Origin of the sequence: Sorangium sp. So ce321, assembly GCF_051530195.1 — a bacterium.
Classification (GTDB): domain Bacteria; phylum Myxococcota_A; class Polyangia; order Polyangiales; family Polyangiaceae; genus Sorangium.
The window spans coordinates 14,003,388-14,021,016 of record NZ_CP150329.1 but is presented as its reverse complement, the minus strand read 5'-3'; the positions used below and the strand labels follow the sequence as shown (position 1 = coordinate 14,021,016).

At 70.2% G+C, this 17,629-nt stretch carries 13 protein-coding genes; 1 reads left to right on the top strand and 12 read right to left on the bottom strand.

Features of this window, described 5'->3' with window-relative positions:
- Positions 1-56: 56 nt before the first annotated feature.
- The 8 genes from WME89_RS52090 to WME89_RS52055 form a co-directional block, all read right to left on the bottom strand.
- The gene (locus WME89_RS52090; protein ID WP_438006938.1) at positions 57-2,225 is read right to left on the bottom strand and encodes a beta-propeller domain-containing protein; all 2,169 of its coding nucleotides are present in this window, start codon (positions 2,223-2,225) and stop codon (positions 57-59) included.
- Between the two features lie 190 nt (positions 2,226-2,415).
- Positions 2,416-3,753, bottom strand: a complete 1,338-nt coding sequence (locus WME89_RS52085) for a short-chain fatty acid transporter (RefSeq protein ID WP_438006937.1) — start codon at positions 3,751-3,753, stop codon at positions 2,416-2,418.
- Positions 3,754-3,762: 9 nt separating this feature from the next.
- A complete protein-coding gene (locus WME89_RS52080) occupies positions 3,763-5,220 on the bottom strand; it encodes a peptidoglycan-binding domain-containing protein (RefSeq protein ID WP_438006936.1) in 1,458 nt (485 codons plus the stop codon).
- A 386-nt stretch (positions 5,221-5,606) separates the two neighbouring features.
- Positions 5,607-5,987 carry a hypothetical protein gene (locus WME89_RS52075; protein ID WP_438006935.1) on the bottom strand — a complete coding sequence of 127 codons (381 nt, stop codon included), beginning with the start codon at positions 5,985-5,987 and terminating at the stop codon, positions 5,607-5,609.
- A 260-nt stretch (positions 5,988-6,247) separates the two neighbouring features.
- Positions 6,248-7,735: a hypothetical protein gene (locus WME89_RS52070; protein WP_438006934.1), complete on the bottom strand. Its 1,488-nt coding sequence runs from the start codon at positions 7,733-7,735 to the stop codon at positions 6,248-6,250.
- Positions 7,736-8,053: 318 nt separating this feature from the next.
- A complete protein-coding gene (locus tag WME89_RS52065) occupies positions 8,054-8,740 on the bottom strand; it encodes a hypothetical protein (protein WP_438006933.1) in 687 nt (228 codons plus the stop codon).
- Positions 8,741-8,947: 207 nt separating this feature from the next.
- A complete protein-coding gene (locus WME89_RS52060) occupies positions 8,948-10,450 on the bottom strand; it encodes an FAD-dependent monooxygenase (RefSeq protein ID WP_438006932.1) in 1,503 nt (500 codons plus the stop codon).
- Between the two features lie 212 nt (positions 10,451-10,662).
- A complete protein-coding gene (locus tag WME89_RS52055) occupies positions 10,663-11,316 on the bottom strand; it encodes a lamin tail domain-containing protein (protein ID WP_438006931.1) in 654 nt (217 codons plus the stop codon).
- Positions 11,317-12,604: 1,288 nt separating this feature from the next.
- Between WME89_RS52055 and WME89_RS52050 the strand changes: the two genes are divergently transcribed.
- Positions 12,605-13,681: an RICIN domain-containing protein gene (locus WME89_RS52050; RefSeq protein WP_438006930.1), complete on the top strand. Its 1,077-nt coding sequence runs from the start codon at positions 12,605-12,607 to the stop codon at positions 13,679-13,681.
- On the opposite strand, the gene WME89_RS52045 is transcribed toward WME89_RS52050, so the two are convergent.
- The 4 genes from WME89_RS52045 to WME89_RS52030 form a co-directional block, all read right to left on the bottom strand.
- Positions 13,671-13,907 carry a hypothetical protein gene (locus tag WME89_RS52045; protein WP_438006929.1) on the bottom strand — a complete coding sequence of 79 codons (237 nt, stop codon included), beginning with the start codon at positions 13,905-13,907 and terminating at the stop codon, positions 13,671-13,673. The two genes, WME89_RS52050 and WME89_RS52045, sit on opposite strands and share 11 nt — an antisense overlap.
- Before the next feature lie 140 nt (positions 13,908-14,047).
- Positions 14,048-14,944, bottom strand: a complete 897-nt coding sequence (locus tag WME89_RS52040; protein WP_438006928.1) for a LysR family transcriptional regulator — start codon at positions 14,942-14,944, stop codon at positions 14,048-14,050.
- 18 nt (positions 14,945-14,962) lie between these two features.
- The gene (locus WME89_RS52035) at positions 14,963-16,060 is read right to left on the bottom strand and encodes an L-type lectin-domain containing protein (RefSeq protein WP_438006927.1); all 1,098 of its coding nucleotides are present in this window, start codon (positions 16,058-16,060) and stop codon (positions 14,963-14,965) included.
- A 287-nt stretch (positions 16,061-16,347) separates the two neighbouring features.
- Positions 16,348-17,199, bottom strand: a complete 852-nt coding sequence (locus WME89_RS52030) for a hypothetical protein (protein WP_438006926.1) — start codon at positions 17,197-17,199, stop codon at positions 16,348-16,350.
- Between the last annotated feature and the right edge of the window lie 430 nt (positions 17,200-17,629).

Sequence of the window (17,629 nt, the reverse complement as noted above, 5' to 3'; positions counted from 1 at the left end):
GCCGCCGCGCGCGCGGGCTGCCGGGGTGACGCCGGCGCCCGCGCTGCGGAGCCCGCTCACGGGGTGAGCGGCACGATGGCTTCCGGGGTCGCGAGATCGTTGACGTGGGCGACGCGGATCTCGTCCTCCGAGACGGAGTAGACGTGGTCCTCCAGGAAGACGCTCCGCTTCACGAACGAGCTGGCCTGGCTCCACCAGCTCCCGCAGCTCACGGCGTAGGGATCGGCGCTCGTGTCGGGCAGCGGGTGGGGGACGCCGCCGAGCGAGGCGAAGCCCTCGTCGACATCCACCTTGTAGACGAGCAGCCCGCTGAACGTCATCGTGTCGCCGAACTGGCCCCCGCTGCCGCCCTCGCAGATGACCATGGGGAGCCCGAGGAGCCCGCGCTGGGGGAAGTAGTTGAACGCGAGGTGATCCGTCGCGGCGTCGCTCGATGAGCCGCGCGTCCCGATCACCTCCTTGTGGGTGAGCTTCGGATCATCGAGGTTCGTGACGTCGAAGATCTGGAGCATGATCCCCTGGAACCACGCGAAGTCCCCCTGGTCGTCGGCGTCGTAGCCGATGCTCATGACGTGCCCCTCGTCGATCATGTGCATGTACGTCGAGAACCCCGGGATCTTCAGCTCGCCGCGCACCCGCGGCGCCTCGGGGAGCGAGAAGTCGAGCGTGTAGAGCGGGTCCGTCTTCTTGAAGGTCACCACGTAGCCCACGTCGCCGTAGAAGCGCGCGGACCGGATGTCCTCGCCCGGGGCGAGGTGGTCGATCATCCCCTTGACCACGAGCTCGCCGCCCTCCTGCTTCAGCGAGGCGACCGTGTTGTGCGCGCCCGGGTCGGGCAGGTGGCCGGTGGTCGTCGCGACGCGGAGATAGCCCTTGTGCTCGCTGAGGGCGAACTGGTTGAGCACGCGCCCCTTCACGACGCCGCTCCCGAGGTAGGCGCTCGGCTGCGCGCGCTCGCTCAGGGCGAACTTGTGGATCGTCGTCGCGTCGGGCGTCGCCTCCGCGTCCGCGTAGAACCAGCCGTACGTGCTCCCGTACTGGTGCCGGCTCGCTACATAGAGCGACTCGGAGGTCGCGTAGACGGCGCCGGGCTTGCCGACGACCGTCGTCTGGCCGAGCGCGTCGCCGCCGAGCTCGGTCGAGATGACCGAGAGGAAGCTCTGGCCGTCGCCTGTGTGCGACACGTAGAAGTTCGCGCAGCCCGCGAACGGATCGTCGGCCCTCGGGAGGGCCTCGCCGTCCCGGTAGAGGGTGTCCTCGACGGTGGGCAGCTGGACGTCGAGCGGCGCCGTGTCGATGAGCGCGAGGTTCTTGTCGATGAGCCCCTCGAACGCGACGTTCACGGTGCCCACGGTGGCGGGGGTGACGCCCTGCTCCGAGAGCGCGCAGATGTCGAGGCCCTCCGGCCATGTCGAGAGCCCCTCCACGCTCGGCTCGGGGGAGGACACGACGGTGTGCACCGCGCTCCCGATGCGACGGGCGTTGATGAACGAGCCGGAGAACTTCAGCGTCCGCACGACGGTCGGCGCCGAGAGATCGCTGATGTCGAGCTCGGTGATCATGAGCGGGGTGCCGTCGCCCGTGAACTCGCAGTCGTATCCGTACGTGCACTCTCCGCCGTAGTAATACGGGTCCTCGCTGGCGGACGGGGACAGCGACGAGTAGACGAGGGCGCGCTGCTCGTGCACGAAGAGCTTCTTCGCCTCCCCCTCGATCTCGACCGCCGCGACCCGGTGCGTCTCCGCGGCCGGCCACGCGTCGAAGATCTGGAATTGCCCGTGGGCGAGGAGATAGACGTGCTCTCCGTCGTTCTTGATGAAGTCCGCCTCGTCGACGTCCGCCTCCTGCGTGTTCGTCGTCGAGTACTCCGTGGCGCCCCCGCCACTCGGATCGTCCCCGCCTGCGGACGGCGACCCCGGGACGGGCCCTCCCGCGCCGGTCGAGGCGCCGACGTTGCCCCAGCCGCCATCTTCGCCGAACCAGTAGCATCCGCTTTCGAGCTGCTCCAGGGCGCTCGTGCGCGACGCCTCGACCGACTTGATCATGTTCTGCTTCAGCCGTTCGCGCAGGAGCGACTCGACCTCATCGCAGCTCGCGGCAGGCGTGAGGGCGCTCCGCGCGAGGCCCGTTTGCGCGGGCGCGCCTGGCTCGCCCGAACAGGCGGCGAAGCCGATGCCGAGCGCCAGCAGAGAAACGAACGTGCAAGTCTTGGTAAGTGTGCGCATGGGGGAAGTCTCCGTGCCAGGCCGTCGTCCGGACCGATGGCCGCGGATCAAGCACGCGACATGCCTCGCAATTTTATTAATGATTACCTGTAGTTAGCGCCGGGATAGCTGGCACACAGCGGCACACCGTGCGCCTCGTGGCGCACCGGCTCGCGCCCGGGCGCGGGGCGCTCGCGGGGGCTCGGCGGCGTCAGCCGAGGAAGAGGAACGCCACGGTGACGAGGGGTGCGTAGACGACGAACGCGAGGAGCAGGAAGCCGAGCAGCTCCTTGAACTCCACGCGCGCGACGGCGAGCAGCGGCAGAGCCCAGAACGGCTGGATGAGGTCGGTGGCCATGTCGCCCCAGGCGTAGGCGAGGACCACCTTGCGCGGCTCGACGCCGAGATCGGAGGCTGCCTTGAGCAGGTACGGCGCCTCGATGGCCCACTTCGAGCCGCCGGAGGGGACGAAGTAGTTCACGATACCGCTGTACCAGTAGACGATGGCGGGGAACGTCTCCCGCGAGCTCATGGCGACGAACGCCTCGCCCATGCGGTCGGTGAGGCCGGTGGCCTTGAAGATGCCGTAGATGCCGGCGTAGAGCGGGAACTGGAGGACGATGCCGTGAAGGACGCTGGCCGCCTCTTCCGAGGCCTTGATGAGGCGCGCCGGCGTGCCGTGCAGGAGGACGGCCAGGGTGAGGAAGATGAAGTTGACCGTGTTGATGTTGATGTTCTTCCAGCCGCTCCACAGCGCGGTGGCCGCGTAGACGAGCCCCGCGGCGCCGAAGAGGAGGTTGAGCACCGGGGAGTAGTCGAGGAGCGACGCGAGCGAGCGCTCGGCCGGCGGCGCGGGCGGGTCGAAGCGGCCGAAGCCCTCCACCACCTCCGGGCTCACCTTCACGGTGCGGTCGGGCGTCGGGTGGAGGAGCCCCGCGAGCAGCGTCATCACGGCGACCACCGCGAGGAGGAGCGTGACGTTGAAGGTGGAGAGCAGCGTCTGGTCGATGGGGATGATGCCTGTCGTCTTCTCGAGGAAGTGGCCGGGCGTGGCGACGAGGAGCGGGGCAGAGGCCGAGAAGCCGGAGTGCCATGTCGCGCCCATGCCGAAGTACGCGCAGGCGACGAGGAGGCGGTAGTCCACGTCGGGCTGCCGCCGCACGACGAAGCGCACCAGCATGGCGGAGGCCACGAGCGACAGGCCCCAGTTGAGGTAGGAGAGCGCCATCGAGACGAACGCCATCAGCATGACGGCGCGGCGCGGCGTGGTGGCCAGCGCGGCGACCTTCTCGAGGCCGGCGCGGACCGGCGCGGTGAGCGCCAGCAGGTAGCCGCTGAACATCACGAGCGCCATCTGCATGGAGAACGAGAGCAGCTCCCAGAAGCCGCTGCCCCAGCCCTTCACGACGTCCATGGGCGCCGCGCCAGCCCACGTGAGCCCGAGCGCGAAAGCGAGCAGCGTGAGCAGCACGGCGATGGAGAAGGCCGAGGGCACGTACCGGGCGCTGAATCGCCCCAGCGCGTCCGCGATGTGAACGAGGGTTTTCACGGGTCTGCCTCAGCCCCTGAGGGCCGCGCCGTGGAGGTTCGCGGCGAGATCGGCGTACTTCATGCGAAACCGGCCGCAGCCCTCGGGGAGCGGCGCGCGGGGCGGGGCGCCCTTGCAGCTGTCCGACCCCGCGGGGTTGCGCAGGAGGACCGAGGCGGGCGCGCCGTCGGCCCCGCGCTCGATCTTCTCGGCCACGACCCAGTGGTAGCCACCCTCCCATTTCAGGAGGACAGGCACCTTCTCGCCGCGCCCCATCGCCACGGCGACGTCGTCGGCGACGGACGCGCCGCTGCGCAGGAGGGACGAGACGCTCGTGTAGCTGCCGCCCATGATGTCCTGGAACAGGCTCGTGAAGTTGCCGAGCGGGACGCGCGAGTCGCCCCCCAGGGCGGCCCAGAACGAGTCGTTGTCCTCGGGGTTGTCGTAATCGAAGATCCAGCTCATCGCCGTCGCGTGGTTCATGAGCGCGGACTGGAACAGCCGGTCGACGTCGACGCGGCCCGAGGCGTCGCGCGGGACCGCGTTGCGCGGCATCCTGAGCACGCGGCCCGAGCGGAGCTTCACCTCGCCCGCCTCCCGCGTGATCCCGTCGAGGATCCGCACGAACTCGGCCGGATCGACGCGCAGCAGGACGTACTCCATCGTTCCCGCGCCGCACGTGCCGCGACATGCGCCCTGCTTGACGCGCAGCGGGTTGTCCACGTGCCGGATCGCCTGCGCGAGCACGAGGTGCGGATCGATGCCGCCCTCGAGCACGAGCCTCGGATCGCGCGGGGCGCCCGCCATGGCCGCGAGGTTCGGCAGGAGCGCCCCCGTGTGCAGCCGGCCCGCCGCGAGCAGCCTGTCGAGCGCGGCCAGCGCGCGCGCGTCGCCCCCGAGCGCGCGCCGGACCTCGACGAGGCGCGCGCTCCGATCGGCGGCGAGGGCGCCGGAGACGGTTGTCGCGGGCCGGTCGTCGACGGAGTCCACGGCCGGCGGCGGCGAGTCCGGGTCCGGCTCGGCCCCGGGCACGACCTGCGGGAGCTCGGTTTCGTCGGTGAAATAGCGCTGATCGGTGCGCGAGGGCGCGGCGGGCGCCCGGGCCGCGGGAGGCGCGCGGCCGAGCGCCGCCGCCTGCTCGGGGGTGAGCCCCGCGGCCCTGGCCAGGGCCTCGTCGAGCGGCGGCGTACGCCGGGCCGCGAGGCGCCTGTCGAGGGCGGCGATCGTCGCGGCGTCGACCGTGCCCGTCTGCGGCAGGCCCTCCGCGGCTTGCAGCGCGACGATGCAAGCGTGCGTCTTCGGCCCGAACGAGCCGTCGGCCTTCATCGTGTCGCCGAGCCCGATCGCGCCGAGCGCCTCTTGCACGGCGCGCACGCCGTCGCCGTGCGCCCCCTGCGCGAGCGTCGCCGCGCCCGCCGCGACCGATCTCAACACCTCGTTCGACGCGAGCTCGGGGGCGCCGAGCCCCGTGTTCCCCTTGTCGCCCATGGGTCCCCTCCGGCCATCGCCAAACGCGCTGGGTCCTCCCCAGGATACTACGCCGCGCGTGTCGATGCGCGCGTCAGGCGGAGCGGCGGTGCGCTGCGGGGCGGGGGCCGGCCCGGCGGCGGGAGGCGCTCACCTCGGAGAAGCCCAGCAGGGCGCGACCCCTGAGGCATCCCCTCATTTTGCAGCCCTTTTCAGCGGAGAAATTGAACAGGGAGGCGGGGAGACGGGGAGTATTTTGACGATTTCCCTCCCCGTCTCCCCGCCTCCCCGTGAATTTTCCGAAGAATTCGAGGGGATGCCTCAGGCGCGACCCAGCCGGGACGCGACCGGCGGGCATGCCCTGGAGCCGACGCGCGGCTCCGGGGCGCCGGGCGCTCAGCGCCCCGTCACCGGATCTCGCCCGCGTGGAGGCACGTCCCCGGGCAGTCCGCGCCCCCGTCGTCCGGGTCGCAGGTGTCCCGCGGATCGTCCACACAGACATAGTCCTTCTCGCAGGCGAACCCGGCGAAGCCCCCGCAGGGGTCGCCCACGCAGATGCCGCCGCAGTCGGCGTCCCTCCTGGGATTGCAGTCGTCGTTCGGGTCGTCGACGCACTTGTTGGTGCCTGGACAGCCGCGGCCGGTGATGCCGCCGCAGGTGAACTGAAGCGCGGCCTGCGACTCGTCGAGCGCCTCTCCCTCGCTCGCGTCGAGCGCCTCTTCCCCGCTCGGCGCCTCCGCGCTGCAGCCGACGCCGATCACGGCGCCGCTGGCCACCATCACAACCACCTTAAGCCATTCCTTGAGCATGCGAGTACCCTCCAAGCGCGCCCGCCTCATCCCCGCCCTTCGCGGGGGCGGCGAGCCACGGTGAGGAGTAAAGCGAAAGGTGGGCCAGCCGCGGAGAGGCCTCCTCGGCGGCCTCCTCGCCGAGGGGCCGCCGTCGCGCGCGGCGCAGCTCGCGCAGGTCCTGCACAAACTGGGCAGGATGCTGTCTTGGAGCGCGGAGGGGGCCGAACGCCGGCCCGGACGAATCGGTTACCAGGAGGTCAGTGCGCGCCGTTGGCCCGCGTGAACGGCGCGGTCACGCCGTTGAGGATCCGCGTCGTCTCGCAGACCCGGCGCCACGGCTCGTGGTACGAGAACATGGCGCCCGTGCCCGCGGGATCCGGCACGGTGAGCTCGGTGCCCGCGGCGGGGAGGCCGACGGGTCCGCCGGCGGGGATGGGCGGTGAGGAGAGGAACGGCGAGAGGCCTGACGGCGCGCCCGGCGGGCGCGGGTGGATGTGCGTGAACGGCGTCGCCAGCTCGGTCGGGCTGTGGCAGCCGTTGCACGTGGCGAGCGCGAAGTGGTGGCGCTCGATGGGCTGGAGCGGCGTCGCCGGGGTGTGATCCCAGAACGGCCCGGGCGCGGGCGGAGGCGAGGTCGACTCGCCGCCGAGCAGCGGGGCCGGGACCGGCGTCTGGGTGAAGTCGATCAGGTTGGGCGAGCCGGTCCAGAGCGCGTTGGCGTCGAGGTAGCCGTCGAGCGTGCCAGACGCGTTCAGGCTGTCATCCGGTGTCTGCTTGGTCGTGTCCGGCAGGAGCAGCGCGGCGTTCGGCCCGAGGCCGACCTGCTGGAGGGTGCTCTCGCGGAGCTTCCAGTCGGGCCCGAAGATGATCTCGTTGGTGCGCACCTGGGCGATGGCGCTGTCCTTGTTGAGCGCGCCGGGCTCTGCCCCCGGGGAGGTGATGTCGGTGAGCAGCGACTCGAGGTGGGCGAGGTACGGGGGTGAGCCGATCGGCCCGAGGGACGGGTCGCTCAGCTTGTGAAAGGCGCTCGCCCAGTCGAAGGTCGTGGCCGGAGCCCCGCCGCGCTGCGACGGGAGGCGATACTCGAGGATGACCGTGGCCGGGAGCGGGCTGCCGCTCGGCAGATCGACGATGCCGAAGACGAAGCGCACCTCGCCGGGGCTCGGAGGGCCGCCGTAGAGGGGAGAGGGGTCCTGCAGATCGGCGCGGTTGAGGATCGCGAGGAGGCGGAAGGGCGCCTGTGTGATGTCGAGCGGGCAGGCGCCCGGGCCGACGATGGGCGCCCCCGGGGCGCAGCCGCTGGCGATGAGCCACGGATCGATGAGCGTGGGCCGGATGCCCGGCCGCGCCGGCACGGTGAAGCCGTTGACGACGTTCGGCACCTCCCACGCGTGCAGCCACTCGGCCACGAACTCGTGGGCTGGTGTCGCGCCGGCCATCTGGCGCATGAGCATGCCGAAGGTCCACGCGGCCGGGGTGCCGCCGGAGGGACAGGAGCCAGACCAGGTGGTGCGGCAGACGTCGTCGACCACGGCGACATCACGGATGAGCAGCTCGCGGTCGAAGTCGACGGGCAGCGGGAGCGGCGGCCAGAGCGTTGGATTCAAGTGATCGCAATCGGTGACGAGCGACTGCGCCGCCTCGCCGAGCGGACCGTCGTCCCCGGACCCCGATGTCCCGGTGTCGACGGTGCAAGCCCCGATCGCGAGGCCGACAAGCGCGCACAGGATCGATGTTCTTTGCATGAAAAGGAGGCACCTTTCTCGCGTGGGCCGCGGCTCCATGCCTGCTGGAGCGCGCGGTGCGAACGCCCCGGCTGGACTCCAGGCGGGGGCGTCTGCTCTAGCGGCGGAATATCAGCGCGCACAGTGGCCCGCATCACGGGATCATGGCATCTCCATGACTGGCCCGGCGCGTAGGAAGATGTCGCCAGATGTAGGTGTGTCGATTGTACCGCCGGGATCGGCGAGCGGCAGCTCGGGCGCGTGCCAGTGCTGCGGTGCGAACGGCGAAGGAAGGTGCCGGCGCCAGGCGGCGAGGGCCGCGCGCTCGGCGTCGCGACGTCAGTCGACGGAGATCTCGACCGCCGTGTCGTCCGGGTACGTGAACCCCTGCTCGACGGTGAACGGCTCGCTGAGGGAGCACAGGCCCACGTCTTCACACGTGGACACGCTGAAGAGCTCGAGGGCGATGTTGAACGCTCCCGGCTGCACGGCGACCGCGCGCTGGCAGTCGTTGATGAATGGATTGTCCGGGTTCGCCGCGCAGGCGACCGGCATCTGCTGAGTCTCGTACAGCAGCCCGCTCCAGGAGAAGGTCGCGCTCTCTCCGGCGGCGATCTCGAACGTGCTCCCGCCGAGGCAGTCTTGCGGCCATTCCTCTTCCGTCTGGACCTCTTCGCAGGTCATGTACACCCAAGGGTACTCCGCCGTGCCGAGGCTCCCGCCCTCCGGACCGATACGGAAGCGCTCGACGCACTCGTTGCCAGAGTAATAGATGGACGTCGCGCGGTGGTTGGTCACCGTGATCGTCACCGGGGTTCCCGGCTCGTCGTCCTCGAACGCCGAGCAATCGCCGCTGCCGTCCGGCCCTCCGCCGGAGCCTCCGTCCCCGCCCTGGCCGCCGCCGCTGGCGGAGCTGCTCGCGGAGGCGGAGCTGCTCGCGGAGCCGGACGGGCTCCCCCCCGTCGTGTCGTCGCCGCATGCGGACGCCAGAAGACCAACGCAAACCATCGCCAAGAATCTCGACATGAACGCTACCTCTCGAAGGTCCGAACTGCAAACAGTGGGCCAGGCGGGCAGATCCCGAGGAAATGCGTGGGGTTGTCGCGTCGCAGGAGGTCGCGTGTGCCCCGGTGAGCCATTCTGTGTCGGAGGGTTCAGCTCGGCTTCCTTGGCCCGGCAGCGATGCAGAACACACGGCAACGCGCCGGGAACATGGGTGACACGAGCTCGTTCTCACCCATCGTGACGTGGTGTTGCCGCGTGTACCTGCGCTGACGTTGCGGCCGGGCCGAACCATCGGGTCAGGGCATCACGAAGGCCCTGGTCCGTTCCCTCGCCGACCCACGCGACGTATCCGTCGGGTCGGATCAACACGGACGCTGGCGGAGGCACCGCGCCGAGCACCGGAAGCTCCCAGGCCACCGCGCATCGCGCGTCGACCCGCTCCACGCGAGCCGCCCAGGGCGTGATGTCGAGCGCACCGGGCTCACCGAGGTTGAGCAGCACCGGTCGGGCTGCGTGGAGCAGTCGGAACACGCGCTGCTGTCCGCTCTCGGTGATCACGTCGAGATCGGGAATGCGGCGCCCGAGCAGCGGGTGTCCGCTGCCGAGGTCGTAGTGGAGGTCGAGACCGGACATCATCGCGGCGTAGCGCTTGCGCGGCTCGTCCATCTTCAGCAGCTCGGACATCCGCTCGTGCAAGGCGCGGGTGCGCTCGTCGCCGCGGCCGAGCGCCGTCTGGGCGAGCGTGTTCTTGAGCACGCGCGCGGCGACCGGGTGGCGCTCGGCGTGGTAGGTGTCGAGCAGGCTCTCGGGCGACGTGCCACGCACGACCTGGGCGAGCTTCCAACCCAGGTTCACGGCGTCCTGAACCCCGATGTTGAGGCCCTGGCCGCCCGCCGGCGAGTGCACGTGCGCCGCGTCGCCGGCCAGGAGCACCCGTCGCTGCCTGTAGGACGCCGCCTGGCGGGCCATGTCGGTGAACCTCGAGAGCCACGTGACGCCGTGAACGCCGAAGTCCGTGCCGTAGACGGCGATGAGCGCCCCGCGGAGCTCGCTCAAGGTGGGCTCCGCGCCTTGCACGGCCTGCGGCTCGATCAGCACGACGCGCACTCGCTTCCCGTCGTCGTGCTTGCCGATGGCGTTGAGGCCGCGATCGCCGTGGCGGACGCCCCAGGCCGGCTCCTCGGCCATCTCGCCCTCGGCGATCAAGTAGCTGACCGACGGATCCCAGCCCGGGAAGTCGATGCCGGCCCTCTTGCGGACCACGCTGCGACCGCCGTCGCAGCCGACCAGGTAGCGCGCGCGCAGCGAGGCTCCGTCGGACAGCGCGACCTCGACGCCGCTGTCGTCCTGCGTGAAGTCCGTCACCTCGCGCCCGCGGTAGATCGGCACCGCCAGCTCCTCGACCCAGGCGGCGAGGATTTGCTCGATGCGCTCCTGAAACAGCGCGAGCCCGTGGTTGTGGCGCGTCGGAAAATCGCTGATGTCGAGCGGGATCATCGCGAAGCCCGCCACCTGCGTGATCTTGCCTTGCGAGAGGAAGCGCTCCGCGACGCCGCGCTGGTCCAGCACCTCGATCGTCCGTGAATGGAGGCCGCCTGCGCGCGAGCCCGCGAGCTCCTGGCTCACGCGCCGCTCGACCAAGGCGACGTCCACGCGTGCGAGCGCGAGCTCGGCCGCCAGCATCAGCCCCGTCGGGCCGCCCCCCGCGATCACCACCGCATGTTCCTTCATGGTCGTCATGGCCGGCGACTGTGCGGCATGACCCGGGGCTTCCCGCAAGCCCCCATGTCTGGTATAGAGTGGAAGTAGAGAGGGACGGGGCGTCGCTCGGTTTGCTGCTCGCCCTCGTGCTCCCGGCGGCGTGCACCGATCGACTGCAGTGGAATCGTCCCGGCGGAGCGCGCCAGTGCGCTGCCGCTGTCTCGTCCCTGGACGCGGCGAAGCTAGGGCGCCGCGTTCGCCGCGCCCGGGGTCGGCGCGGTGACGCCGCCCTGGCCGGTCAGGTCGGGCAGCCTGCCCCACGTCTGCCCGTCGGCCGCCGCCTCGATCGGGTACTCCAGCTGGTTGAGCACCTGGTCGTTCGGAGAGATGAGGAAGACGGTCTCGCCCCTGGAGGCGCTCACCTTCCACGTCGCGTAGAAGCAGCTGCTCGGGCCTTCGGCCAGGCACGTCGTGTGGGGCCCCGGGCCCACTTCGACCGCCTGGTCGCCGAGGACGAGCAGGTACTCCCCCGGGGCGAGCTCCGTGCCCTCGGGGAACCTGAGCGCGTCGCCCGTGTTGCACAGGCCGCTCTCGTCGGAGTCGCAGAGGCCGAACCCGCCGAGGTCCGCCGCCGCCGAGCCCGGGTTGCCGAGCTCGATCCAGTCGCTGCCCTTGGCCGAGATCTCGTTCACCACGACGGTCGTCGTCACGTCGCCGCCCGTGCCCGTTCCCCCTGACCCGCTGCCACCGGTGCCGCCGGTGCCGCTCGAGGCCTGTGACGTGGTGGTCGCGCCCGCGCCGGGCGTGCCGCTGCCCGCCGGCTCGTCGTCCGAGCCGCAGCCCGCCGCGCAGAGCGCAGCAGCAAAGAGCATGGTGAATCGAAGGTTGGTAATCATGAAGTTCTCCTCGGCCGCAGCACACGGCGGTCCCGGCCGCGCGTCAATGGGCACGGGCGGGCCCGTGCTGACGCTCCCTGTAGATGATGGCTGGAGGCCACTTTTCGCTCAAGCAGGACGATGGCTCGCTCACGCGCCCGATGGCCATCGCCCAGCCGGTGCCCGGAGCCCCCGCCGGAGGCTCCGTCCGCCCATCGCCCGTGCGACGCGTCCGCCGGGGGGCGCAGGGCGCGTCAAGGGCGGCGCAGCCGCCGAGCCCTGCGAGGGAACCCTTGACGCGTCCGAGCACCCCGGCACGCTCAGGCCAGCGATGGGCCGACCATCACGCCCGTGACCGAGGCCCGCTCACCGGCGCGATGGCCATCAGCCAGCCCGAGCGGGAGAGCATCAACCAGCTTGATTCTCAACAGCCCGCCACGCCCGCTCGCAGGTTCAGGAGCGCTCTGGCCGAGCGCGGGCCCAGGCGACCGGACTCGGGTGCTTCAGCGTACATGGCCGCGAGGCGATCGTGCCGCCCCGGACCGGCGCCGGGCCGGGAGACGCGGTGGCGAGGGAAACCTCGTCATCGTGGAAGCCCGAGAATAAATAAAATAAACCACAGAGGCACAGAGGGCACAGAGGGCACAGAGGGCACAGAGGGCACAGAGGAGAAAGAGTTCTTTTTCTCTCCTCTGTGCCCTCTCTGTGGTTCAAATCCAGTCGGCGGCCACCGGAGCACATAGAGAGCTTGAAGCCATGTTCCCCTTGCAGATGTGCTCGAGCCGGTGGGGCAAGCCGCATGCCGGTGTACCAGCACCGCCTCGAAGGCAGCGTCCTCGCCCGAGACCACGTCGTTCTGCAGCGAGAACCCCGCGGAGCCCGGCGCTTATCGCGGCGTCAGGTGAGGCGGCCACCACGACCCACGCGCGACGGCGGGATGGCAAGGTTTGCCGGTCAGGTAATCCTTGCCATGGCGTGATGGCATAACTTGCCACCGGGCCCCTGCGCCCATCACTCGTCGAGCAGCCTGCCCCGAAGGGCATCGACGCCGCGCTACGCCTTCGAAATCCGCGCCGGTGGCCAGGAGCGAACGCCCGCGGAGGCAAGGAGGCGCGCCGAAGCCGCTGCCCCGGAAGTCGTTCTGCTCGTTGGCTTCGCTCTTGCTGAGTCCATCTTCGACGGTCACGGACCGGGACGACACCGAGCGACGGCAGAGCCGCCGCTGCACGGCTACGTCGACCATCTTTCGCCTGCACGAGTTGCCCTGTTTCAGCGCGGCGCGTACGGCGAATCTACCCTGGAGTACGACATGAATACCTTGAATCGAATCGTCGGGCTTTGTATCGGTGCTTCGGCCCTCGCGGCATGCTCGGCCGCCGACGTCAACGGGGACAGCGAGAGCATCGACACCGCCGATGGCGCACTTTACGTCTCGTCCCCGGACATCTGGCAGAACCACAACATCCCTGTCTGCTGGGAGAACCCCGGCAACGACGCGACCCAGCGCGGCTGGGTCAGGGAGCAGATCACGAACACCTGGGATGCCGTCTCGTCGGTCAACTTCACCGGCTGGGGCACGTGCGCGAGCTCCTCGTCGGGCATCCGCATCCGTATCGAGGATTCCGGCCCTCACGTGAAGTTCCTGGGCAGCGCGCTCGCCGGCGTCAGCGCCGGCATGGTCTTGAACTTCACCTTCCTCAACTGGAGCCAGGCCTGCCAGGGGAGCGAGGAGAGCTGCATCCGCAGCATCGCGGTCCACGAGTTCGGCCACGCCCTCGGGTTCGCCCACGAGCATAACCGCGACGATACGCCGAGCTCCTGCACGGACGCGCCCCAAGGCAGCGACGGCGACCTCGTGGTCGGCAGCTGGGACCTCAGCTCCGTCATGAACTACTGCAACCCGAAGTACAACGGCGACGGCAACCTCAGCGAGACCGACATCGAAGGCGTCCACCTCGCCTACGAACTGGGCTTCACCGGCCTGATCGTGAGCGAGGAGAACGACAAGTGTCTCGACGTCTTCCAGGCGAGCGGAGACGATGGCGCCGCCGTGGTCACCTGGCCTTGCCACGGCAACGACAACCAGCGCTGGGACCTCGCGCCGAGGAGCGATGGCTACTTCAACGTCATCAACCGCAACTCGGGCAAATGCCTCGACGTCGAGGGCGCCAGCGCGGGCGACGGCGCCGCGCTCCTCCAGTGGACGTGCAGCGGAGACGACAACCAGGCATGGCGGGTCGAGTCGAGCGGCGGCGCGACGCGGCTCGTCGCCAAGCACTCGGGCAGGTGCCTCAACCTCACTGCCTCCAGCCAGGACGACGGCGCCGCGGTCGCACAGAATGCCTGCGACGGGGGCGGCAGCCAGCGGTGGTCGATCAAGCCCTGACCCCCACCGCCGCCATCGCGCCCAGCCCGACGCTCGCCGCGCGAGCGCGCCTGCGCGCGGCGCCGGCGGAGAAGCCATGGAAGAACGCCGACCCGACGGGGAAGCCGCTGATCGCGAATCCCTGGACAGGGGGCTCGCCGTCGATGCTCACGCTCACCTCGCCCTCGTCGAGCTCGATCTGGGCCGTGTGGAACGCGCCGTCGCCGAGCGCGACGTTGCTCGCCACCTGGCTCACCTGCCGAGCGCGGGCCCAGGCGGCCGTCTTCGGGTGCTTCAGCGTACATGGCCGCGAGGCGCCCGCGCCGCCCCGGATCCGCGCCTGGCCGGGCGGCGCGGCGGCGAGGGAGGCCTTGTCGCCCAGCAGCGTCAGGTCCCGAGCTCTTCGACCATGAGATCGATGAAGCGCCTGACACGGGGCTCCAGGAGACGCCGGGTCGGGTAGATCGTCACGATCTTCACTTCCTCCGCCTCGAGGTAGGGCAGGACCTGCTGGAGGCGACCGGCAGCCACGTCCTCGGCCACCAGAAAGTCCGGAAGAAACGCGATGCCGAGCCCTGCGACGGCCGCATCCCGGAGGGCTTCTCCGCTATCCAGCCGCAAGCGGCTTCGACCCTGCGCCTTGACCCAGGCGCCATCGTCGCCGACGAAGCGCCAGCTCTGCCTTCGATTGCGGCTGCTGAAGATCAAGCAGTCGTGTCCGGCGAGCTCATCGAGGCTCCGCGGTTCGCCACGCTCGGCGATGTAGGACGGAGCAGCGCAAAGCATGGCCTTGTACCTGGCGACCACCCGGGAGACAAGCCGCGTGTCCGGGGGCGCCTCTCCGATCCGCACAGCCAGATCGAAGCCTTCCTCGACGATGTCGGCCAGTCGATCGGTGAAGCTCACCTCCACCTGGATCTCGGGCCAGGCCTCGAGATACTTCCGCAGTAGCGGCAGGACCACGAGCCGCCCGAAGGCATCGGGGACGGTGAGCCGCAGGAGCCCCCGCGGCGTGCCGGAGCGCCCCGCCACGCTCGCCTCTGCGTCGTCGACCGCCGCGAGGATCTGCAGACCTCGGTCGTGGAACACCCGGCCTTCATCGGTGAGGCTCAGCGCCCTCGTCGTGCGGTTCAGGAGGCGCACGCCCAGCCTGTCTTCCAGGCGACTCACGGCCTTGCCCGCCGCCGACCTGGTCAGGCCCATCGCCTGCCCCCCGGCGATGAAGCTCCCTTCCTCGACGACGGCCATGAAGACGAGGATATCGCTCAGGTTCGCGCGCAGCATGGTGCAGCTCCGCCTGTTTCAGAGGCAGCGGGGAGCGGGGAAGGTGATGTTCACATTCCGGATCTCCTGGCGCGCGATGGCATCTCCCGTGCCGGCGGCGAAGCCATAGAAGAACGTCGCCCCGACGGGGAAGCCGTCGATGGCGAATCCCCGGATCAGGGGCTCGCCGTCGATGCTCAAGCTCACCTCGCCCTCGGCGAGCTCGATCCGGGCCGTGTGGAACGCGCCGTCGCCGAGCGCGACGTTGCTCGCCACCTGGCTCAGCGAGCTGAGGCCCCCGGCTCTGCAAGGCTGAGCGAGATCGTCCACGCCCACGTGGTTCCTGTCCAGATCTCCGCAGTCGAAGTTGTTGAAGGTGTCGAGCTCGATGCCGTAGCCGGCGAGCCCAGCCATGCCGAGGCTGCCACCGGGCGCGCCCACGGCCGTCTCTCCCGTCGTCTCGAGCATGAAGCCGAGCCCGTCGCCGCGGCCGAGGCGGAACTCGAACGTCGCGGTGAAGGAGTCGGCGGCGATGGGATTGCGGTAGACGAGGGCGCCGGCCTGATCGTGCTCGGCGTCCGTGAGCACGCCAGTCAGCGCCTGCGCATCCCAGAAGGCATCCCCATTGAAGGACCATCCGTCCGGCGGCGAGGCCATGTCCGCGGCGAGGCTCGCCGCGCACACGGTTCCATCGGGGCACGTGCCCTCGTCGGTCTGCCCATTGCAGTCGTTGTCGACGAGGTCGCACGCCTCGGGCGCCGGCGTCGTCTCGCCCGTGCACGGCCCCCAGGCGCTCCGGGAGCAGACCTGCACGCCGGCCTCGCACGCCCCGACGCCCCGGGTGCCCTGCGGGCCCGAGTAGCAGCTCCGTTCACGCCCCTCCGGGCAAGCGCAGCCTTCATCGACGACACGGTCGCAGTCGTTGTCGAGACCGTCGCAGACCTCCGGCGCAGGCACGCACCCGGGGCCGACCTCCTCGACGACGACCTCCTCGAGGAGGTCGCTCCTGCCGCACGAGGAGACGGCGGCGGCGAGCGCCGGGAGGAGGAATAGCGCCAGAGAGCGCGCGCTCCGGCCAGGGCCCGACGCTTCGCGTGAAGCTTCGCGTGAAGACGAGATCGGCTGTGAAGGATGCATGAGCTCTCGATGCGGGGCGCGACGAAGGATCGTCGCAGATGAGGTGGGGCGCTCCCATGCGCCAGCTCTCTCTGCGCCGCAATGTACCAGCTCGAGAGGAGCGCGCGGCCGGGGCATCCAGCGGCGGTCGCGGTCTGGAGCCCGCCGTCGCGAGGCCGCGGCGGGATGTCCCCGGGAGGGAGATCCCGCTGACCGCTCCTTCGCGGCCGAGGTGCTCTTCGAGGGCGCCTCCGCGCCGGGCGTGGGCCGCGCGCGCCTCGACGAGCGCGAGCGCGGCGCGCGCCCCCTCAGTCCGCGGCGAAGCAGTAGATGCGGCCGCTGCCGCCCTTCGGGGCCGTGTCGGCGCAGCTGCCATTCTCGTGCACCGAGTTCCACGGCCGGTACATCTCGTCCATGTTCTGATTGGGGCCGCGCCCGTCGCAGTGCCCGATCCAGGCCATCTGGGCCGGGTCCTCGGAGGTCCAGTCCTCGCACGTGTAACCGACCTTGAGGGTGCCGTCTCGGTCCGTGCCGGTGAGGACATCGTGCTCGATCGGCGTCGGGGAGCCATCCCACTGGCCCGGCACCATCTCGCCGTTCTCGTCGAGGAAGACGGTGTGATCGCCAGCCCTCGTGTGCAGTTCCTCGAGGTCCGCGGCCACCATCTCGAGCTTCGCGTTGTACCAGGGGCCCGTGCCGATCCGGTCCCGGGCGTTCACCGGCTCGCCGTCCGCGCCCTTCTCGACGCTGAGGTAGGCGCGCCAGGTCCTCGCGCCGGCGCCGACCGCGGTGGCCAGCTCCTGGCACCGCTGATCCGCTCCGGCGAGCCCGCCCAGGTTCGCCGTCGCGCTCCCGCTGCTCGACACGAAGAAGCTGAGCGACGGCCCCGCGTTGCCGCCGCCGCCCCCCGTGCCGGCGGCGCCGCCGCTGCCGCCGCTGCCGCCGCTGCCGCCCGTGCCGGTAGCGCCATCGCTGCCGCCGCTGCCGCCCGTGCCACCGTCGCCGCCGCTGGTGCTGCTCGTGCTGCTGGTGCTGCTGGCGGTGGTGGTGGTGCTGCTGCCGCCGGTGTCATCGTCGCCGCAGGCGGCGGCGGCGATCGCCAAGCCGAGGCCGAAAAAGACGCCGAGGCTGCGAAGATTCTCTGAACGTGATCGCTCCATGGAAAACTCCTGTGCAAGAGTACGTCGGGGGCACACAGAGTAGCCTACTCGGGCCGGCGGGTGATACCCGGCGCGCTCCGGCCAGCTGCAGAGCCCGGTATCGTCGGCCCGGACATGGAAGTCGCGACTACCCTTCTCGACAAGGAACAAGATCTCGAGAAGATCTGCGGTGTCCAGCGCTCCTCGTGGCCGAGAGGGCGACCAGCAACCGAACTGCGCGAGGGCTGAATGGGGACCTCGCAGATCTTCGAGCTGTCTGTCAGCCGAGGAATCCCTTCTTTTTGCAGCCATTTTCATCAAAAAAAAATCGAACAGGGAGGCGGGAGAGACAGGGAGTATCTTGAAGATTTCCCTCCCCGCCTCCCCGCCTCCCTGTGATTTATCCGAACGTTTTGAGGGGACGCCTCGAGCCTGTCATCGCAAGCGGCGC